Source organism: Cyanobium sp. PCC 7001, assembly GCF_000155635.1.
In the GTDB taxonomy this organism is placed as follows: Bacteria; Cyanobacteriota; Cyanobacteriia; order PCC-6307; family Cyanobiaceae; genus NIES-981.
Map to the genome: position 1 here is coordinate 1511070 of NZ_DS990556.1, position 17333 is coordinate 1528402.

General features: G+C 70.0%; 15 protein-coding genes and 1 tRNA gene. 12 read left to right on the plus strand and 4 right to left on the minus strand.

The genetic code is table 11. From position 1 onward, the window contains the following. Positions 1–11: 11 nt before the first annotated feature. Positions 12–992, minus strand: coding sequence for an aldo/keto reductase (locus CPCC7001_RS07520; protein ID WP_050757206.1), 981 nt, complete (start codon positions 990–992; stop codon positions 12–14). An 84-nt stretch (positions 993–1076) separates the two neighbouring features. Here CPCC7001_RS07520 and CPCC7001_RS15155 point away from each other — a divergent pair, with 84 nt between their 5' ends. After that, positions 1077–1688, plus strand: a complete 612-nt coding sequence (locus CPCC7001_RS15155) for a hypothetical protein (protein ID WP_043368777.1) — start codon at positions 1077–1079, stop codon at positions 1686–1688. Between the two features lie 335 nt (positions 1689–2023). Here CPCC7001_RS15155 and CPCC7001_RS07535 read toward each other — a convergent pair. Continuing rightward, positions 2024–2094: transfer RNA gene (locus tag CPCC7001_RS07535), tRNA-Cys, on the minus strand. 44 nt (positions 2095–2138) lie between these two features. Between CPCC7001_RS07535 and CPCC7001_RS07540 the strand changes: the two genes are divergently transcribed. After that, a complete protein-coding gene (locus tag CPCC7001_RS07540) occupies positions 2139–3410 on the plus strand; it encodes a lipid-A-disaccharide synthase-related protein (RefSeq protein WP_006909725.1) in 1272 nt (423 codons plus the stop codon). A gap of 27 nt (positions 3411–3437) precedes the next feature. Further along, positions 3438–3695 (plus strand): hypothetical protein, encoded by a 258-nt coding sequence (locus CPCC7001_RS07545; protein WP_006910930.1) that lies wholly within the window; start codon positions 3438–3440, stop codon positions 3693–3695. Positions 3696–3734: 39 nt separating this feature from the next. Here the strand turns inward: CPCC7001_RS07545 and CPCC7001_RS07550 are convergent, their stop codons facing one another. Beyond that, positions 3735–4409, minus strand: a complete 675-nt coding sequence (locus tag CPCC7001_RS07550) for a ribonuclease D (protein WP_006910311.1) — start codon at positions 4407–4409, stop codon at positions 3735–3737. Between the two features lie 94 nt (positions 4410–4503). On the opposite strand from CPCC7001_RS07550, the gene CPCC7001_RS07555 reads away from it, so the two are divergent. Together CPCC7001_RS07555 and CPCC7001_RS07560 are read left to right on the plus strand one after the other, a co-directional pair. Further along, positions 4504–5055 (plus strand): cofactor assembly of complex C subunit B, encoded by a 552-nt coding sequence (locus CPCC7001_RS07555; protein ID WP_006910150.1) that lies wholly within the window; start codon positions 4504–4506, stop codon positions 5053–5055. Between the two features lie 70 nt (positions 5056–5125). Then, positions 5126–6016: a hypothetical protein gene (locus CPCC7001_RS07560; protein ID WP_050757092.1), complete on the plus strand. Its 891-nt coding sequence runs from the start codon at positions 5126–5128 to the stop codon at positions 6014–6016. Here the strand turns inward: CPCC7001_RS07560 and hemF are convergent. After that, entirely contained in the window at positions 5943–7019 is a 1077-nt protein-coding gene (hemF, locus tag CPCC7001_RS07565; protein WP_050757208.1) for an oxygen-dependent coproporphyrinogen oxidase, read from the minus strand. The genes CPCC7001_RS07560 and hemF overlap by 74 nt on opposite strands. A 139-nt stretch (positions 7020–7158) precedes the next feature. On the opposite strand from hemF, the gene CPCC7001_RS07570 reads away from it, so the two are divergent. The 7 genes from CPCC7001_RS07570 to ppc all read left to right on the plus strand — a co-directional run bounded on the left by CPCC7001_RS07570 (position 7159) and on the right by ppc (position 17327). Then, positions 7159–8262: an Mrp/NBP35 family ATP-binding protein gene (locus CPCC7001_RS07570; RefSeq protein ID WP_006910428.1), complete on the plus strand. Its 1104-nt coding sequence runs from the start codon at positions 7159–7161 to the stop codon at positions 8260–8262. Positions 8263–8266: 4 nt separating this feature from the next. Continuing rightward, positions 8267–9547, plus strand: a complete 1281-nt coding sequence (gene rodA, locus CPCC7001_RS07575) for a rod shape-determining protein RodA (RefSeq protein WP_006910113.1) — start codon at positions 8267–8269, stop codon at positions 9545–9547. A gap of 13 nt (positions 9548–9560) precedes the next feature. Beyond that, entirely contained in the window at positions 9561–10940 is a 1380-nt protein-coding gene (locus tag CPCC7001_RS07580; RefSeq protein WP_006910845.1) for a sensor histidine kinase KdpD, read from the plus strand. Positions 10941–11069: 129 nt separating this feature from the next. Further along, the gene (locus tag CPCC7001_RS07585) at positions 11070–11501 is read left to right on the plus strand and encodes a photosystem I reaction center subunit II PsaD (RefSeq protein ID WP_006910658.1); all 432 of its coding nucleotides are present in this window, start codon (positions 11070–11072) and stop codon (positions 11499–11501) included. A gap of 80 nt (positions 11502–11581) precedes the next feature. After that, entirely contained in the window at positions 11582–13141 is a 1560-nt protein-coding gene (locus CPCC7001_RS07590) for an anthranilate synthase component I family protein (protein WP_006909826.1), read from the plus strand. 20 nt (positions 13142–13161) lie between these two features. Beyond that, positions 13162–14328 carry a glutamate--cysteine ligase gene (gshA, locus tag CPCC7001_RS07595; protein WP_043369744.1) on the plus strand — a complete coding sequence of 389 codons (1167 nt, stop codon included), beginning with the start codon at positions 13162–13164 and terminating at the stop codon, positions 14326–14328. After that, on the plus strand, positions 14325–17327 hold the full coding sequence (gene ppc / locus CPCC7001_RS07600) for a phosphoenolpyruvate carboxylase (protein WP_006910189.1): 3003 nt from the start codon (positions 14325–14327) through the stop codon (positions 17325–17327). The genes gshA and ppc overlap by 4 nt, the downstream gene beginning before the upstream one ends. Positions 17328–17333: the final 6 nt, after the last annotated feature.

Here is a 17333-nt window from a genome sequence, read left to right on the forward strand (position 1 = left end):
CCCCTCGCCCGTCAGGCGCTGGCAAAGGGGTTGGCGGGCATCCGGCGCGGCAAGGCCCGGGCCAGGCGATCGAGCTCCTCCCGCTCAGCGGGCTCGAGCTGCCAGTTGAGGGCCTGGGCGGCCAGCTCGGCCTGGCTCGGGCGGCGCAGTCCAGGGATCGGCATCGCCCCATGGGCGCGGCACCAGTTCAGGGCCACGGCCGCCAGGGGAGTCGATCGCGGGCGCGCCATCGCCTCCATCGCGGCGAGCAGCGGCGCCAACTGGGGGGTCAGCCGCCGGAACAGGGCCCCACGGGGACCCGCGGGTGGTTCCTGGCCCCCACCCCTGGCCAGGAGTCCGAGGGCCAGGGGGCTGTAGGCGATCAGCTCGATCCCGAGCTCCCTGCACACCTCGGCCACACCACCGGCCTCCAGCGGCTCCGGGCACAGCAGGGACAGCTGCACCTGGAGGCTGCGGAGCTGCACCCCGCGCCGGGCCATCTTGGCGTGCATCTGGCGCAGACGGCGGGGCCCCACATTCGAAACGCCGAGCTCGGGCACCTGCCCCTCCGTCACCAGGTCGGCCAGGCCCTCCAGCAGGGGCCCTTCCTGCCAGGGGGCGTAGCGGGCGGTGCTCCAGTGCAGCTGCACGCGATCGAGCTTCCCCTGCAGCCGCTCTCGCGACGCGGCAAAGGCACGCTTCAGGCCGTTTCGCCCCAGGCGCCAGGGGAACGGAGCCAGCTTGGTGGCGACCAGCAGGTTCTGGCGCTTCCCGGGGGAGAGGCCCGCGCAGAACCGCCCCAGCAACAACTCGCTGCGACCATTGAAGCGGCCCGTGCCGTAGGAATCGGCCGTGTCGAACCAGCCAAGCCCCAGGTCCACGGCCCTGGTGAAGGTGGCCAGCAGCTGGTCGTCCTGCGCGGGGTCATAGCCCCAGAGCAGCTGGTTGCCCCAGGCCCAGGTGCCCACGCCGATGCCGGGCGGCGCGGACGGCGGCGGAGTGGAATGCGCCATGGTGAGCTGGATCCCCTGCGGTGAACCATCCAAGATGAGCGCGTTGTCGACGCCCCAGTCCTCCACCCTGCCTGCCCGCGAGCCGTGCCCATCTCCGTCCGCCCCTGCGCCAGACGACGAGCCGGTGCTCTGCCACCACTGCGGCCGCACCGCCAGCAACGGGATCAGCTGCCAGGGCTTCTGCGTGGCGGATTCGGGCTACTGAGAGTCGCGCTGCTGATCGCTCTGCAGGCGGGCGGGCTGGCGCTGGAGGCCAGCTCCGCACCAGCCCGCGGCCAGGGCTACGGGCGCTGGGAGAGCCAGACCCACCACTGCGACCTGCGCATCAATCAGGAGGCGCGCGGCTGCCACGCTGTGCGGCTGGAGCAGAATCTGGCCGGGGTTCTCTCCGTGCGCTTCATGGCAGACGGTCAGGGACCGGCAGTCGCCGCCGAAGAGCTCCTGTTCGTGGGACAGCTGAAGGACGGCCAGCCGGCCATGGACTGCTCCGATGACGGACGCTGCGACCCGAGGCTGCCCACCGCCCTCATCGTGAGCACGGTGGCGGGGAGCCGCTACGACGATCGCGGACTGATCCTGGAACTTCCCCGCACCCATCTGGCCCGAGGCACGTGCACCCTCCAGGAGGCGAGGCTGCACTGTGAAGCGCACAATCCCACGGGTGGGAGCTGGGTGGCCGAAGCCCGGATGCCCTGAGCCCAGCGGCGCTTGATCCTCAGCGTCCCATGGTCTCGTGGGCGGTGTCGGAACCGTTGTGATGGCCATCGAGATGGCGCTCGCAGGCCCCGGCCGGCTGCGACAGGAAGCTGCCGAGCAGAATTCCCAGCGTCACGAGCAGAGCCGCTGCCCGGTTCCGGGACGTGGCGGCGGCCAGGGGACCATGGAGCAGAGGACCTTGGACGAGGGGACCTTGGAATCGCATCGTGCCTCGGCTCGTGCTTCGGGGGGATCTCGCACACGCTATGCACGGCCCCCGATCCGGGCAGCAGGGTGTCACGAATCGGGGGCAGGAATCGGGATCAGCAAGAAAGAGGCGGCACCCAGATTCGAACTGGGGGTAAAGGATTTGCAATCCTCTGCCTTACCACTTGGCCATGCCGCCGACCGGGGAGCAAACTCCCGTGAGCGGATCGTATCAGCCATGGCATGCCTGCCCCGCTGCTGGTTCTGAGCAACGGCCATGGTGAAGACCTGATCGCCCTGCGCGTGATCGAGGCACTGCTGGAGCGCCAACCCGGCCTGGTGCCCGCCGTTCTGCCGCTGGTGGGCGAGGGCGGAAGCTTCGAGCGCAGCGGCGCCCAAGGCCGGCTTCGGTTGCTGGGGCCTCGGCTCCCCCTGCCCAGCGGGGGATTCAGCAACCAGAGCCTGGCGGGTCTGGGCCAGGACCTGCGGGCGGGCCTGGCCCGGCTCAGCTGGCAGCAGTGGCGCGTGCTGCAGGCCTGGCGCCGGGGCAACCCCGGCGGGGCGGTGCTGGCGATCGGCGATCTGGTGCCCCTGGCGCTGGCCTGGGCATCGGGTGCGTCCTATGGGTTCATCGGCACGCCCAAGAGCGATTTCACCTGGGCCTCCCCGGTGCCCCGGGGCTGGCGCCCCACCCCCCTGGCCGACGCCTACCACCGCTGCAAGGGCAGTGAATGGGACCCCTGGGAATGGGCCCTGATGCGGCAGCCGCGCTGTCAGCTGGTGGCCGTGCGCGACCGGTTCACGGCCCGGGGCCTGCGCCGGCGGGGCGTGCCGGCAGTAGCCCCGGGCAATCCGATGCTCGATCGCCTCGACCCCGTAGAGCTCCCTCCCGTGTGGTTGCGGCAGCGACGCCGGCTGCTGCTTCTGCCCGGCAGCCGGATGCCGGAGTGCCTGCGCAACGCCACCCGCCTGCTGGCGCTGCTGGAGGCCTGGCAACCCACCGCCCCCACCACGCTGCTGATCGCCAGCACCGCCCGGCCCGAACGGCAGGACTGGGCCCAACGGCTGCACCAGCACGGACTCGAGCCCATGGATCCGGATGCGGACGCCGCGGCCATCGGGGTCGCGGCCGCCTGGCGCCGCGGACTGCTGCAGGTGCTGCTTGGCTATGGCTGCTTCGAGCGGTGGGCGCCCTGGAGCGAGGTGGGGCTGGCCAATGCCGGCACGGCCACTGAGCAACTGACCGGCATGGGGGTGCCCGTGCTCTCCCTTCCAGGCGCTGGCCCCCAGTTCACCACCAACTTCGCCCGGCGGCAGAGCCGCCTGCTGGGAGGCGCGGTTCAGCCCTGCGCCGGACCGCAGGAGCTGGCCGAGCGGCTCGGCCGGCTCCTGGAGGATGGAGCCCTGCGGGAGCACCTGGGCCGGCAGGGCCGGCGGCGCATGGGCGATGCCGGCGGCGGTGCCCGCCTCGCTGCCCTGGTGGAGGAGCGGCTGCTCTCCGACCGCTTGGGATGATGCAGGGGTTCTGACACGGCAGCACCCATGGCGGGCATCCCCGATCGGGCCTACAACGCGGCCTGCGCCAGGCTGGCCAGCGCCATGGGGGTGAGCCTGGCGGCGGCCCGGCGGAAGGTGGAGGTGAAGGCGACGGCGGCCGGCATCCGGGACACCGCCGGGCGGCAGGCCCTGGCCGAGGAACTGCTGGCCGAGGCCACCTCCAGCAGCGATGCCAACCACGCCATGCTCTCGTCCCTGCTGGAAGCCGTGGGCAGCGACGAGCACTTCATGCTCGAGGACTGAAGGGCCGAGCAGCGAAGGCTCCAGGACTGACGCCCAGCCTCAGCGGTTGCCGCCGCTGGAGTGCTCGAACAGCAGGTGGAAACGCTGGCGATCCAGATCGGCGAACACCGGCAGACAGGTGAAGCAGCGCTGGGCCAGCTCCCAGCGTTCCTCGCGCCGCAGCATCCGCTCGAGCCGGTCGCGGGCCTGCAGCAGGTAGCGCACATCGCCGGCGGCATAGGCCAACTGGGCCTCGCTGAGGTCATCCACCTCGCCCCAGTCCGAGCTCTGGGCGCGTTTGTCCAGCTCCACCCCCACCAGTTCCTGCACCACATCCTTGAGACCGTGCCGGGGGCTGTAGGTGCGGGCCAGACGGCTGCCGATCTTGGTGCAGAAGATCGGATGCACCGCAATGCCGAGGTTCTCGGCCAGGGCGGCCACATCGAAGCGGGCGAAGTGGAACACCTTTTCGATGGCGGCGTTCTCCATCAGGGCCTGCAGGTGCGGGGCGGAGCTCTGACCCCGGCGGAGCCGGATGCAGCACACGTTGTCGGCGTCGTCGCAGATCTGCACCAGACACAGTCGGTCGCGGCCGTGGATCAGACCCATGGCCTCGGTGTCCACCGCCAGGGCCCGGGCACCGGCGTAGAGCTCCGCCCAACCGGCGTCGAGGTCGCCGTCGAACACGGCGAAGCGGGACGGAGCCGGCAGGTTGCTGGTGGGGGTGGCGGTCATGGCTTGCGGAGGCGGCACGGCAGGGGGATGGCGGGTCCATGTTGGACGCCGCTCGCCTGGCTCCCCTCCAGAATGGGGTCACCACGGACGGGCCATGACCTCCACCAGCTCCACCCTTGTGCTCACGCTGCTGCTGGCGGTGGGGCTGGTGTTCTTTCTGCGGGCCGCCAGCAAGGACCGCACAACCACCGTGGAGGTGCGGTCGTCGAAGCCTCCCCTGGAGGTGCTCGATTGCCTCAGCACCTGGCTGCAGCAACGGGGCTGGATGGCGGAGGCCAGCGATCCCGACCAGCGCAGCCTCCGCTTCCGCGGTCAGGTTCGCTCCAGCGCCGTGCTGGCAGGCCTGCTCTCGCTGCTGGGAGCGGTGGGAGCGGGTTGCCTCGGCCTGGTGATCCGGCAGGTGCAGCCGGCCCTTGGCTGGTGGCCCCTGCTGCTGATGCTGCTGGGCCCGCTGGCCGGCCTGATCTACAGCCGCCGGGCCGCCCGGGCCGAAACGGTGGAGCTGCGGCTGATCAGCCACGACCTGGCCACGGGCAGCGCCCTGCGGCTGCGCGCCCACCGCGACGAGCTGATCGCGATCGAGCTGGAGCTCGGTCCCCGGCTGGGGCTGTTCAGCGATGCCAATCTGTTGAGCTCCCCCATCTGAATCTCCCCGAGGATGGGCGCCGACGGAATGGGCCCTGCATCCCTGCCCGCCTGCCCGCTGGTGTCCTTCCATGCCGTTGCACCTCACCAACCTGCGCCGGCCGGCCCTGCTGCTCGGGCTCGCGGCCCTGCTGCTGGCACCGGCCGCCATCGCCCGGGCACCGGAGATCCCCGGGCCCGATCCCCTCACCGGCCCCCGCAGCCGCCTCAGCAGCCAGAAGGACTGGATCGGCCTGCGCACGTTGCCGGGCGACACCGAGATTCTGGTGATGGCCGGCCACGCCGATTCCCAGGGCATCGCCGGCGCCGGCACCGCCGGTGAAGCGGTGGATCGCCTCGGAGCCCGGCCGATGCAGACCGGCATCCGCGACGAGCTCTACTGGAACCTGCTCACGGCCCGGGCCGTGGTGGCCCTGGGCCGCCAGCGGGGCCTGGCGATCCGGCTCTACGACCCCCCCGCGCGCACCATCGTCGATGGCGACGATCCGCGCACCAACTGGAGCGTCGGCAAGACTCACGCGGCGCGCGGGGGCTACGCGCTGGAGATCCACTACGACGCCTACGGACCGGATGGGGTGGGCTCGGGGTTGATCCCGCCCCTGCACCGCCACCCCAGCCGGCTGGACGAGAGCCTGGCCCAGGCCTTCGGCGCCTACCCCCTGCTCTACCGCGAAGGGCTTGGCGCCCCTCGCCGCGGCATCGCCATCCTCGAGATCGGCAAGCTGGAGGGGACGCTGGAGCGGGCCCTGCGCGATCCGCGCCGCCGCAACGCCACCATCGGCGCCATCGCCGAACGGGTGGTGGCGGCCCTGGAGCAGGGGCTGGCTGAGCCCGGCCTGGCCAGGCCGGCCATCGCCGCGCCTGGCCCCAGCGGCAGCGGCAGTGGCCTCAGTTCACGGCCTGGTGAGGGGCGCAGCGGGCCTCCAGCGAGCCGTCCTCCAACCAGTCCTGGGGGCGGGTGAACAGCTCCGTCAGCAGGGCTTCGCGGCTGCCCTCACCGGCGCTGTAGCCGTATTCCCACCGCACCAACGGCGGCAGGGACATCAGGATCGATTCGGTGCGGCCATTGGTCTGCAGCCCGAAGATCGTGCCCCGGTCGAACACCAGGTTGAATTCCACGTAGCGGCCGCGCCGGTAGAGCTGGAACTGCCGCTCCCGATCCCCGTAGGTCGTGTGCTGGCGCTTCTCGGCGATCGGCACGTAGCTCGGCAGGAAGGCATGGCCGCAGGCGCTGGCCAGCTGGAACAGCTGCTCCCAGCTCTGGGGGAGCGGACCCTGCCGCAGGCTGGCGGCGGCGGCGGGTCCTTCGGGGTTCTGCCCCTTGTAGAGCACGCCGCGCGGGTCCTGGTAGTCGTAGAAGATGCCGCCCACGCCGCGGGTTTCCTGGCGGTGGCGCAGAAAGAAGTATTCGTCGCACCAGGGTTTGAACACCGGGTAGTAGGCCGGGTTCACGCTGTCGCAGGCCCCCTTGAGGGTGCGATGGAAATGGCGGGCGTCCTCCAGAAAGGGGTAGTAGGGGGTGAGGTCGGCGCCGCCGCCGAACCACCACACCGGCCCCGCCTCGAAGTAGCGGTAGTTGAGGTGGACGGTGGGGATGTAGGGGTTGCGGGGATGCAGCACCATCGAGGTGCCGGTGGCGAACCAGGGGTGGCCCTTGGCTTCCGGTCGCTGGCTGAGGATCGAGGGGGGCAGCTCCGAACCCTGCACCTCCGAGAAGTTCACGCCCCCCTGCTCGAACACCCGGCCCTCCTTCATCACCCGTGAGCGCCCACCGCCGCCCTCCGGGCGCTCCCAGCTCTCCTCGGCGAAGCGGCCCTCGCCATCGAGTTGTTCCAGACCGGCACAGATCGAGTCCTGCAGGCCGAGCAACAGAGCGCGGGCCCGCTGCCGCGACCCCGCCGGCGGGGCCTCCAACCCGAGTTCCGCACTCCCAGTGGACCCCAGCGTCGACTCGGCCTTGGCCATCACATCGCGCCCCACGGGCGCCTGAAACGGTTTCACCATTTCAGCCCGGCCGCCCGGCCATCAAGTGTTCGAGAGGCTCTGTCATGCCAGCCATCCGGCTGATGCCTTCTAGGATCGACCCTCCCTGCATGCTCCCCGGATGGCCACTGTCGAGCAGGCCCGCGCCGCCCTGAGCGGTCTCAAGGACGCGGGCAGCGGCCGTGGCGTGCTGGAGCTGGGCTGGATTCAGGATCCGCGCCTGCAGGGGGAGCGGGCGGTGATCCGCCTGGCCCTGCCGGGCTTTGCCCAGAGCCAGAGAGATCGGATCGCCGCCGAGGCGCGCCAGGCTCTGCTCGGCCTTGACGGCGTGCAGGACGTGCAGATCGAACTGGCCCAGCCCGAGGGCTCAGGCCACAGCGGTGCTGCGATCGGCGCGGCGGGGCACGGGCCCGGCGGCCAGGGCCAGCTGCCCCAGCAGCAGCCCATCCCCGGCGTGAAACAGGTGATCGCCGTGAGCAGCGGCAAGGGGGGCGTGGGCAAGAGCACGGTGGCCGTGAACCTGGCCTGTGCCCTGGCCCGCAGCGGCCTGCGGGTGGGCCTGCTCGATGCCGACATCTACGGACCCAATGCCCCCACCATGCTCGGGGTGGCCGACCGGACCCCGGAAGTGAGTGGGGAGGGAGCCAGCCAGGAGCTGCAACCGATCGAGACCTGCGGCATCGCCATGGTGTCGATGGGGCTGCTGATCGCGGAGAACCAGCCGGTGATCTGGAGAGGTCCGATGCTGAACGGGATCATCCGCCAGTTCCTCTACCAGGTGGCCTGGGGGCAACGCGATGTGGTGGTGGTGGACCTTCCCCCCGGCACCGGCGATGCCCAGCTCACCCTGGCCCAGGCGGTGCCGATGGCCGGTGTGATCGTGGTCACCACGCCCCAGGAGGTGTCCCTGGCCGACGCCCGCCGCGGCCTGGCGATGTTCCTGCAGATGGGCGTGCCGGTGCTGGGGGTGGTGGAGAACATGAGCGGCTTCATCCCGCCCGATGCCCCCGACAAGCTCTACCCGATCTTCGGGCAGGGTGGCGGTGAGCGGCTGGCCCGGGAGGCAGGCGTTCCCCTGCTGGCTGAGCTGCCCCTGGAGATGCCGGTGCGCGAGGCCGGCGACGGCGGCCGCCCCGTGGTGCTGACGGCACCCGAATCGGCGACAGCGCGTGGCTTCATGGCCCTGGCCGGCAAGGTGGCCTCGCTCGCGGCGGTGCCGGCCTGAACGGATGGTGACCCTGCCACGGCGGCGGAACCGGGGCCTGTTCTCGGGGAGCGGAGTGGCGCGACGGCGCCCCCTGGCCAACGTGGACTGGTTCCTCTGGGGTATCCCCCTGGCGATGGTGCTGGTGGCCGGCGTGCTGATCGCCAGCACCCAGCGGCAGGCCAACTATGCCGACTGGTACCAGCACTGGATCACCGGCGCGGTGGGAATGGTGTTGGCTCTGCTGCTGGCCAGGCTTCCTCTGGAGCGGCTGCTGCCATGGAAGTGGCCGATCTTCGCGGCGATGGTGATCAGCCTCATCGCCGTGCGGGTGGTGGGGGTGAGCGCTCTCGGCGCCCAGAGCTGGATCAACATCGGCGGCTTCTACGTGCAGCCCTCCGAGTTCGCCAAGCTTGGCGGCATCCTGCTGCTGGCGGACGTGCTGGCCCGGCACCCGGTGGAGCGACCGGTGGATCTGGTGCGCCCCGTGGCCGTGATCGCCGCCCCATGGCTGCTGGTGTTCATCCAGCCCGACCTCGGCAGTTCGCTGGTGTTCGGCGCGGTGCTGCTGGTGATGCTGTTCTGGGCCGGCATGCCGGCCGCCTGGGTGGTGCTGCTGCTCTCGCCGCTGGTCAGCGCCATCGCCTCGGGGACCGTGCCGTGGCTGCTGATCGGCTGGATTCCGCTGATGGGCTGGCTGGCCTGGACCTCCCTGCCCTGGAAGCGTGTGATGCTGGCGGTGGCCGTGGGAATCCAGGCCCTGTTCGCCGTGCTCACCCCCTGGCTCTGGGAGCACGGCCTGCGGCCTCACCAGCGCGATCGGCTCACCCTGTTCCTCGACCCCGGGCAGGACCCCCTCGGTGGGGGGTACCACCTGCTGCAGAGCACCGTGGGCATCGGCAGCGGCCAGCTCTGGGGCACCGGCCTGATGCAGGGGTCCCTCACCAAGCTGCGGTTCATACCCGAGCAACACACCGATTTCATCTTCAGCGCCCTCGGCGAGGAGACGGGCTTCATCGGCTCGGTGCTGGTGGTGACCGGGTTCGTGCTGCTGATGTGGCGCTTGCTGCAGATCGCCGGCCGGGCACGAACCGATTACGAATCACTGGTGGTGGTGGGAATCGGCGCGATGCTGATGTTCCAGGTGGTGGTGAACATCAACATGACGATCGGACTCGGCCCCATCACCGGAATCCCCCTGCCGTTTCTGAGCTACGGCCGTTCGGCCATGCTGATGAACTTCATGGCGCTGGGGCTGTGCGCCTCCGTGGCCCGCCGGGGCCGTCCCTCCCCGAACCGCTGGTAAGGGGAGGGGCGGATTGGCCAGCCTGCGCGCGCTGCGGCACTGCCTCTGCGAGGGGGTGCCCCCCGGATCCAGCCGTGACGACGGCGTGCGGCGGCAGTGGTGGGCGGCCCTGGCCACCCTTCAGGAGGATTTCCTGCTGGAGCGCGGCAGTCTCTCCGGGCTCTGGCTGGCAGCGCCGCTGCCGGCGCTCTACGAGCCGGACCTGCTGCAGCAGCTTCAGGGATGGGTGTGGACGCCGGCTCCCCTGGATGGGCTGCTGCCGGCAGGGGCCCCGCTGCTCCCCGGCGCCACGGCATCGCGCCAGGCCGGCGCTGATCCGGGCCGGGGATTCCGGCGCCTGCCCCTCGAGCCCGACGACGGCAACGACCCGCTGCTGGTGCTCATCACCCCCCATCTGCAGGTGGCCCTCTGCCTGGATGGGGCGGTCGAGGCCCGGCGCCTGGTGGTGCGGTTCGACGCCGAGGTGCTCTCGCGGGCCCTGACGCTGATCCACGAACGCCTGGAGCGCACCGATCAACCCGCCGCGGCCGAACTGCGGGCAGCCGTGCAGCGCCTGGGCCCCCTGCACAGCGATCCCTCCCTGGGGGAACGGTTCTGGCCGCGGCTGGCGGACCGCCTGGCGACCATCGCTCCCAGCCTCACCCTCCAGCCCATGGTGGCGGAGGCGCGGGCCGATCCCTCCCCAGCCGAGAGCCGGGCCGTGAAGACCGAGCTGGCGCTGCTGGAGGCCCTCACCCACGAGGTGCGCACGCCGCTGGCCACCATCCGCACCCTGATCCGCTCCCTGCTGCGCCGCACCGACCTGCCGGCCGTGGTGCGGCAGCGGCTGGAACACATCGATGGGGAATGCAGCGAACAGATCGACCGATTCGGCCTGATCTTTCTGGCGGCCGAGCTGCAGCGCCAGGCCGACCCGGCCCAGCCTCCCGCCGATCGCCCCCTGGCCCGCACCGACCTCAGCCAGCTGCTGGGCCAGCTCGAGGCGCTCTGGCAACGCCAGCTGGCCCGCCGTGATCTCACCCTGCGGCTCACCCTCGCCGATGGCCTGCCCGCGGTGCTCAGCGATCCAGCCCGGCTGGAAACGATGCTGGGCGGGCTGATCGACCGCTTCAGCCGCAGCCTGCCGGCGGGCAGCACCGTGGTGGTTTCGCTGCAGCCCGCCGGAGCACGGCTGAAACTGCAGCTGAGCAGCGAGGGCACGGCCGTTCAGCCCCTCGCCCCGCCCAGCCAGGCGACGGCCCGGGAGCTGGTGGGGCCGGTGCTCAGCTGGAACCCCAGCACCGGCAGCCTGCAGCTGAGCCATCAGGCCACCCAGCAGTTGTTCGAGCGCATGGGAGGCCGCCTCACCGAACGGAGCGGCAACGGCCTCACGGTGTTCTTCCCGGCCTGCTGATCCGCGGGGAACCGCTCCCACGCCCCGGGTTTGTTGACGGGTGTGAAGAGTGGCGCGGCGGCGCGGAAAGGGGCAAAAACACGGTGCTAGCTTCCCGCTGAAACAGTCTGCCGACACCTGAACCTCGTCATGACAGCAACGGCACTGAGCGGTCAACTTCCCAAGTACATCGGCAGCACCGGCGGCCTGCTCAACGCCGCTGAAACCGAAGAGAAGTACGCCATCACCTGGACCAGTTCCAAGGCCCAGGCCTTCGAACTCCCCACCGGCGGGGCGGCCGAAATGAACGAAGGCGAAAACCTGATGTATTTCGCCCGCAAGGAACAGTGCCTGGCCCTCGGCACCCAGCTCCGCACCAAGTTCAAGCCCCGCATCGAGGACTACAAGATCTACCGGATCTTCCCCGGTGGTGACACTGAATATCTCCATCCAAAAGATGGTGTGTTCCCGGAAAAGGTCAACGAAGGTCGTCCCATCGTCGGCCACAACCCCCGCACCATTGGGGCCAACACCAATCCCGCCAATCTCAAGTTCACCGGGAAGAACACCTTCGACGCCTGAGTCCCCGAGGCGCTCGCGTCCACTCAACTCCTATAAAGGCGGGGCCCGGTGCCCCGTTTTTTTTGCCTGCCGGTTCCCCCATGTCACCGTCCGATCGCTCTGGCACCGGCGAATCCGGCTTCCCGGACGAGTCCGTCCTTGGCCAGGCCTTCCTTGACCAGGTGGCGGCGGGCCACAGCTTCATCCCGCTCTGGAAGCGCTGGCCGGCCGACCTGGAGACGCCGCTCACCACCTGGCTGAAGGTGGGGGCCTCCGGCAGCCACGGGGTGTTGCTGGAGTCGGTGGAAGGGGGCGAAAGGATCGGACGCTGGAGCTTCGTGGTGACCGAGCCGCTCTGGATCCTCACCGCCCGGGGATCCCAGGCCTCACGCCAGTGGCGCGATGGGCGTTGCGAGGCGCTCGAAGGCAACCCCTTCGCGCTGCTGCGCACCTGTCTGGAAGGCCTGAGCGCTCCGCCGGTCCCCGGCCTGCCTCCGGTGGGACAGCTGTTCGGTTTCTGGGGCTACGAACTGATCCAGTGGATCGAGCCGAGCGTGCCCGTCCATGCCGTGAACCCGCTCGATCCGCCGGACGGCTGCTGGATGCTGGCCGACAGCCTGCTGGTGTTCGACCAGGTCAAGCGCCAGATCACGGCGATCGCCTACGCCGACCTCAGCAGCGGGGCGGATCCGGCCGCGGCCCACGCGGCGGCGGCCGCCAGGATCGCGGCGCTGGAGGAGCAGATGCACGCGCCGCTGCCGGCGGGCGTGGCTCCCCTGCAGTGGCACGAGAGCAGCGGCAGCGACCTGACCACCACGAGCAACCGCAGCCAGGCGGACTTCGAAGCCGCCGTGGTGCAGGCCCGGGAGCACATCGCCGCAGGGGACGTGTTCCAGCTGGTGATCAGCCAGCGGCTCGAGACCTCGATCCGCCGGGATCCCTTCGAGCTCTACCGCAGCCTGAGGATGGTGAACCCATCGCCCTACATGGCGTTCTTCAATTTCGGCGGCTGGTACCTGATCGGCTCGAGTCCGGAGGTGATGGTCAAGGCCGACCCCCTCCCGGGGGGGGGGATCAGGGCCTCCCTCCGGCCGATCGCCGGCACCCGCCCCCGGGGGAGCGATGAGGCCGAGGACCTGGCCCTGGAGGCCGACCTGCTGGCCGACCCGAAGGAACGGGCCGAGCACGTGATGCTGGTGGATCTGGGGCGCAACGATCTGGGGCGTGTCTGTCAGCCGGGCAGCGTGACGGTCACCGACCTGATGGTCATCGAGCGCTACTCCCACGTGATGCACATCGTGAGCCAGGTGGAGGGGCTCCTGTCCGAGGACCGCAGCGTGTGGGATCTGCTGATGGCGGCCTTCCCGGCAGGTACGGTCAGCGGCGCTCCCAAGATCCGGGCCATGCAGCTGATCCACGCCCTGGAACCCGATGCCAGGGGGCCCTACTCCGGGGTCTACGGCGCCGTGGACCTGTGCGGGGCCCTGAACACGGCCATCACCATCCGCACGATGGTGGTGCAGCCCGGCGAGGAGGGCAGCTGGCGCGTGCAGGTGCAGGCAGGCGCCGGACTGGTGGCCGATTCCAGACCCACGGCCGAGTACCAGGAAACGCTCAACAAGGCGCGCGGCATGCTGAAGGCCCTGGCGTGTCTGGCGTGAACTCCTCCGAGGCCGCATCCATGCCCCCCGGATCGCCGCTGCTGCTCAAGGGTTTCGAAGTGGAGCTCTACACCGGCCGGGCGGACGGCACGGTGGTGGGCTGTTCGGCGGAGGTGGCCGCCGCCCTTGAGGGGTTCGTGACCGAGCCCGACCACCGCAACCTGGAATACATCACGGCCCCGGAAGCGGACTACGGCCGTCTGCTGGCCCTGCTGCTGGAACCACGCCAACGGCTGCGCCAGTGGCTGGCCCAGCGCGGCCTCACCCTGCTGCCCGGCAGCACCCTCAGCCTGGGGGACAGCGGTCACTTCGAGCGGTCCGACCCCGGGAACCCTTACCACGACTACATCGAGCACACCTACGGCACCCGCGTGGTGACGGCAAGTGTGCACATCAACCTCGGCCTGGAAGGGATGGAGGCCCTGTTCGCCGGGCTGCGGTTGCTGCGCTGCGAGGCCTCCCTGCTGCTGGCCCTCAGTGCCAGCTCGCCATTCCTGGACGGAGCCCCCACCGGCGCCCACTCCCAGCGCTGGCTCCAGTTCCCCCTCACGCCGGAGCTGGTGCCGATCTTTCTCGATCACGCCCATTACATCCGCTGGATGGAGCAGCAGCTGGAGGCCGGCACCATGCAGAACGTGCGCCATCTCTGGACCTCGGTGCGCCCCAACGGCGACGACCGCCCCTACGGACTGAACCGGCTGGAGATCCGCATCTGCGATCTGGTGAGTGATCCCCTGGTGCTGCTGGCGATCACGGCCCTGGCGGAACTGCGGCTCTGGCAGGTCCAGCGGGATCCCCAGCGCTGGGATCCCCTGCTGGCCAGCAGCCTGGATCCGGCCGAGCTGGCGCGTTTGGCGGATGGCAACGAGAGGGCCGCGGCCCGCGCCAGCCTGGAAGCCGAGCTGCGCGACTGGCGGGACGGCACCCCGGTTCAGGCCCGTGCCTGGCTGGAGCGGCTGCTCGCCGAGGTGGCTCCGCTGGCGGCGGAGCTGGGTCTCTCCACCGTGCTGTCACCCCTCCACGCGGTGCTCCGCCAGGGCAATCAGGCGATGGTGTGGCTGCGGCGGCATCGGGAGGGCAGCACAATCCGTGCGATCCTGACGTCAGACGTGGCCTCCATGGCAGCCCAGGAGCTGCGCCTCTCCGCCATGACGGGCACAGACCCGGCTCTGGGTCTTTTGGGATGATCACCACCACAAGCGACGACCGTCCAGCCTCCATGCGGCAGTTGGTGCCCTCCGTCGTCGAGCCATCCCCGCGCGCCACCCGCCTCCTGGGCGAGCGGCTGGAGCTGGTCGAAGACCTGTGGCAGACCGTGCTGCGCAGTGAGTGCCCGCCCCACCACGCCGAGCGGCTGCTGCGCCTCAAGCGCCTCAGCGACCCCAGCGAGGGCGACACCGCCAGCATCGACACTGGCGCCGCCATCGTGCAGCTGATCCGGGAGATGGATCTGGCCGAGGCGATCGCCGCCGCCCGCGCCTTCTCGCTCTACTTCCAGCTGGTCAACATCCTCGAGCAGCACATCGAGGAGGACAGCTACCTCGACAGCCTCAAGACTCTGCCGGAACCGGTGGCGAGCGATCCCTTCCTGCCGCCCCTGGCCAGCCAGACGGAACCGGCCACGTTCCGCCAGCTGTTCGAGCGGCTCCGCAACCTCAACGTGCCGCCCGCCCAGATCGAGAACCTGCTGCGGGATCTGGATCTGCGGCTGGTGTTCACGGCCCATCCCACCGAGATCGTGCGTCACACGGTGCGTCACAAGCAGCGCCGGGTGGCCACCCTGATCCAGAAGCTCGAACAGGGATCGGGCCTGAACCGGGTGGAACGGCAGAGCCTCCGCCTGCAGCTGGAGGAGGAGATCAGGCTCTGGTGGCGCACCGATGAGCTGCACCAGTTCAAGCCCACCGTGCTCGACGAGGTGGATTACGCCCTCCACTTCTTCCAGGAGGTGCTGTTCGAGGCCATGCCCCTGCTGCGGCAGCGGGTGAGCGCGGCTCTCACGGAGAGCTACCCGGATGTGGAGCCCCCCAGCGACGCCTTCTGCACCTTCGGCTCCTGGGTGGGGGCCGACCGTGACGGCAATCCATCGGTGACTCCGGACATCACCTGGCGCACGGCCTGTTTCCAGCGCCAGCTGATGCTCGAGCGCTACATCAGGGCCGTGGGGGAGCTGCGGGACCAGCTCAGCATCTCGATGCAGTGGAGCCAGGTGAGTCCTGCCCTGCTGGAATCCCTTGAGATGGACCGGCTCCGCTTCCCTGAGATCTACGAGGAACGGGCCGCCCGCTACCGCCTGGAGCCCTATCGGCTCAAGCTGAGCTATGTGCTCGAGCGGTTGCGCCTCACCCAGGAGCGCAACCAGCTCCTCGCCGACGCCGGCTGGGAATCCCCCTGCGACGGCCTTGCTTCCACCGCCCCCCCGCTGGGGAGCCTGGGGGGGGGCGCCGGTCTGCAGGACCTCCACTACGCCGCGGTGGATGAATTCCGCAACGACCTGGAACTGGTGCTCCAGAGCCTGGAGGGCACTGGGCTGAGCTGCGAATCACTGCAGCACCTGATCAGCCAGGTGCAGATCTTCGCCTTCTGCCTCGCCAGCCTGGACATCCGCCAGGAGAGCACCCGCCACAGCGACGCGCTCGATGAACTGAGCCGCTACCTGCAGCTGCCCGTCCCCTACGGCGAGATGGAGGAGGAACAGCGGGTGGCCTGGCTGCTGGGCGAGCTGCAGACCCGACGTCCCCTGTTCCCTCCCACCGCCAGCTGGAGCCCCGCCACCACCGAGACCTTCGCCGTGCTGCGCATGGTGCAGCGCCTGCAGCAGGAATTCGGCACCCGCATCTGCAGCACCTACGTGATCTCCATGAGTCACACGGTGTCTGACCTGCTCGAGGTGCTGCTGCTGGCCAAGGAGGCGGGTCTGGTGGATCCGGTGGCCCAGAGCTCCAGCCTGCTCGTGGTGCCCCTGTTCGAAACCGTTGAAGACCTGCAGGGGGCCCCGGCCGTGATGGGCCACCTGTTCAGCCAGCCGTTCTACCGCCGCCTGCTCACCGGCAGTGACGCCAGCCCGCCGCTGCAGGAGGTGATGCTGGGGTATTCGGACAGCAACAAGGATTCCGGCTTCCTCTCCAGCAACTGGGAGATCCACAAGGCCCAGATCGCGTTGCAGCAGCTCGCCACCCAGCACGATGTGGCGCTGCGGATCTTCCATGGCCGCGGCGGCTCGGTGAGCCGAGGGGGCGGCCCGGCCTACCAGGCCGTGCTGGCCCAGCCCAGCGGCACCCTGAGCGGTCGCATCAAGATCACCGAACAGGGGGAAGTGCTGGCCTCCAAGTACTCCCTCCCGGAGCTGGCCCTCTACAACCTCGAGACCCTCACCACCGCCGTGCTGCAGAACAGCCTGGTGAGCACCCCGGTGGACAACACCCCCGTCTGGAACGAGCTGATGGGGCGGCTGGCGGCCCGTTCCCGCGACTTCTACCGCGCCCTGGTGCACGACAACCCCGATCTGGTGGCCTTCTTCCAGCAGTGCACGCCGATCGAGGAGATCAGCAAGCTGCAGATCTCCAGCAGGCCGGCCCGCCGCAAGAGCGGAGCCAAGGATCTCTCCAGCCTGCGGGCCATCCCCTGGGTGTTCGGCTGGACCCAGAGCCGCTTCCTGCTGCCCAGCTGGTTCGGGGTGGGGGCCGCCCTGCGGGAGGAACTGGACCACGACCCGGAACAGCTGGAGCTGCTGCGGCTGCTCTACCAGCGCTGGCCGTTCTTCCGCATGCTGATCTCCAAGGTGGAGATGACCCTGTCCAAGGTGGACATCGATCTGGCCCACCACTATGTGCAGGCCCTGGGCCGGCCGGAGCGGCGCGAGGCCTTCGAGCAGATCTTCCAGACCATCGCCGCCGAGTTCGATCTCACCCGCGATCTGGTGCTGGCGATCACCGGGCATCAGCGGTTGCTGGATGGAGATCCGGCCCTGCAGCTCTCGGTGGACCTCCGCAACCGCACGATCGTCCCCCTCGGCTTTCTGCAGGTGGCTCTGCTGCGCCGCCTGCGCGACCAGAACCGTCAGCCGCCCATGCGCGAAGCTACGGGTGCCGGCTCCGATGGCCGCACGTACAGCCGCAGCGAACTGCTGCGCGGTGCTCTGCTCACCATCAACGGCATTGCCGCCGGCATGCGCAACACCGGCTGACCCCAT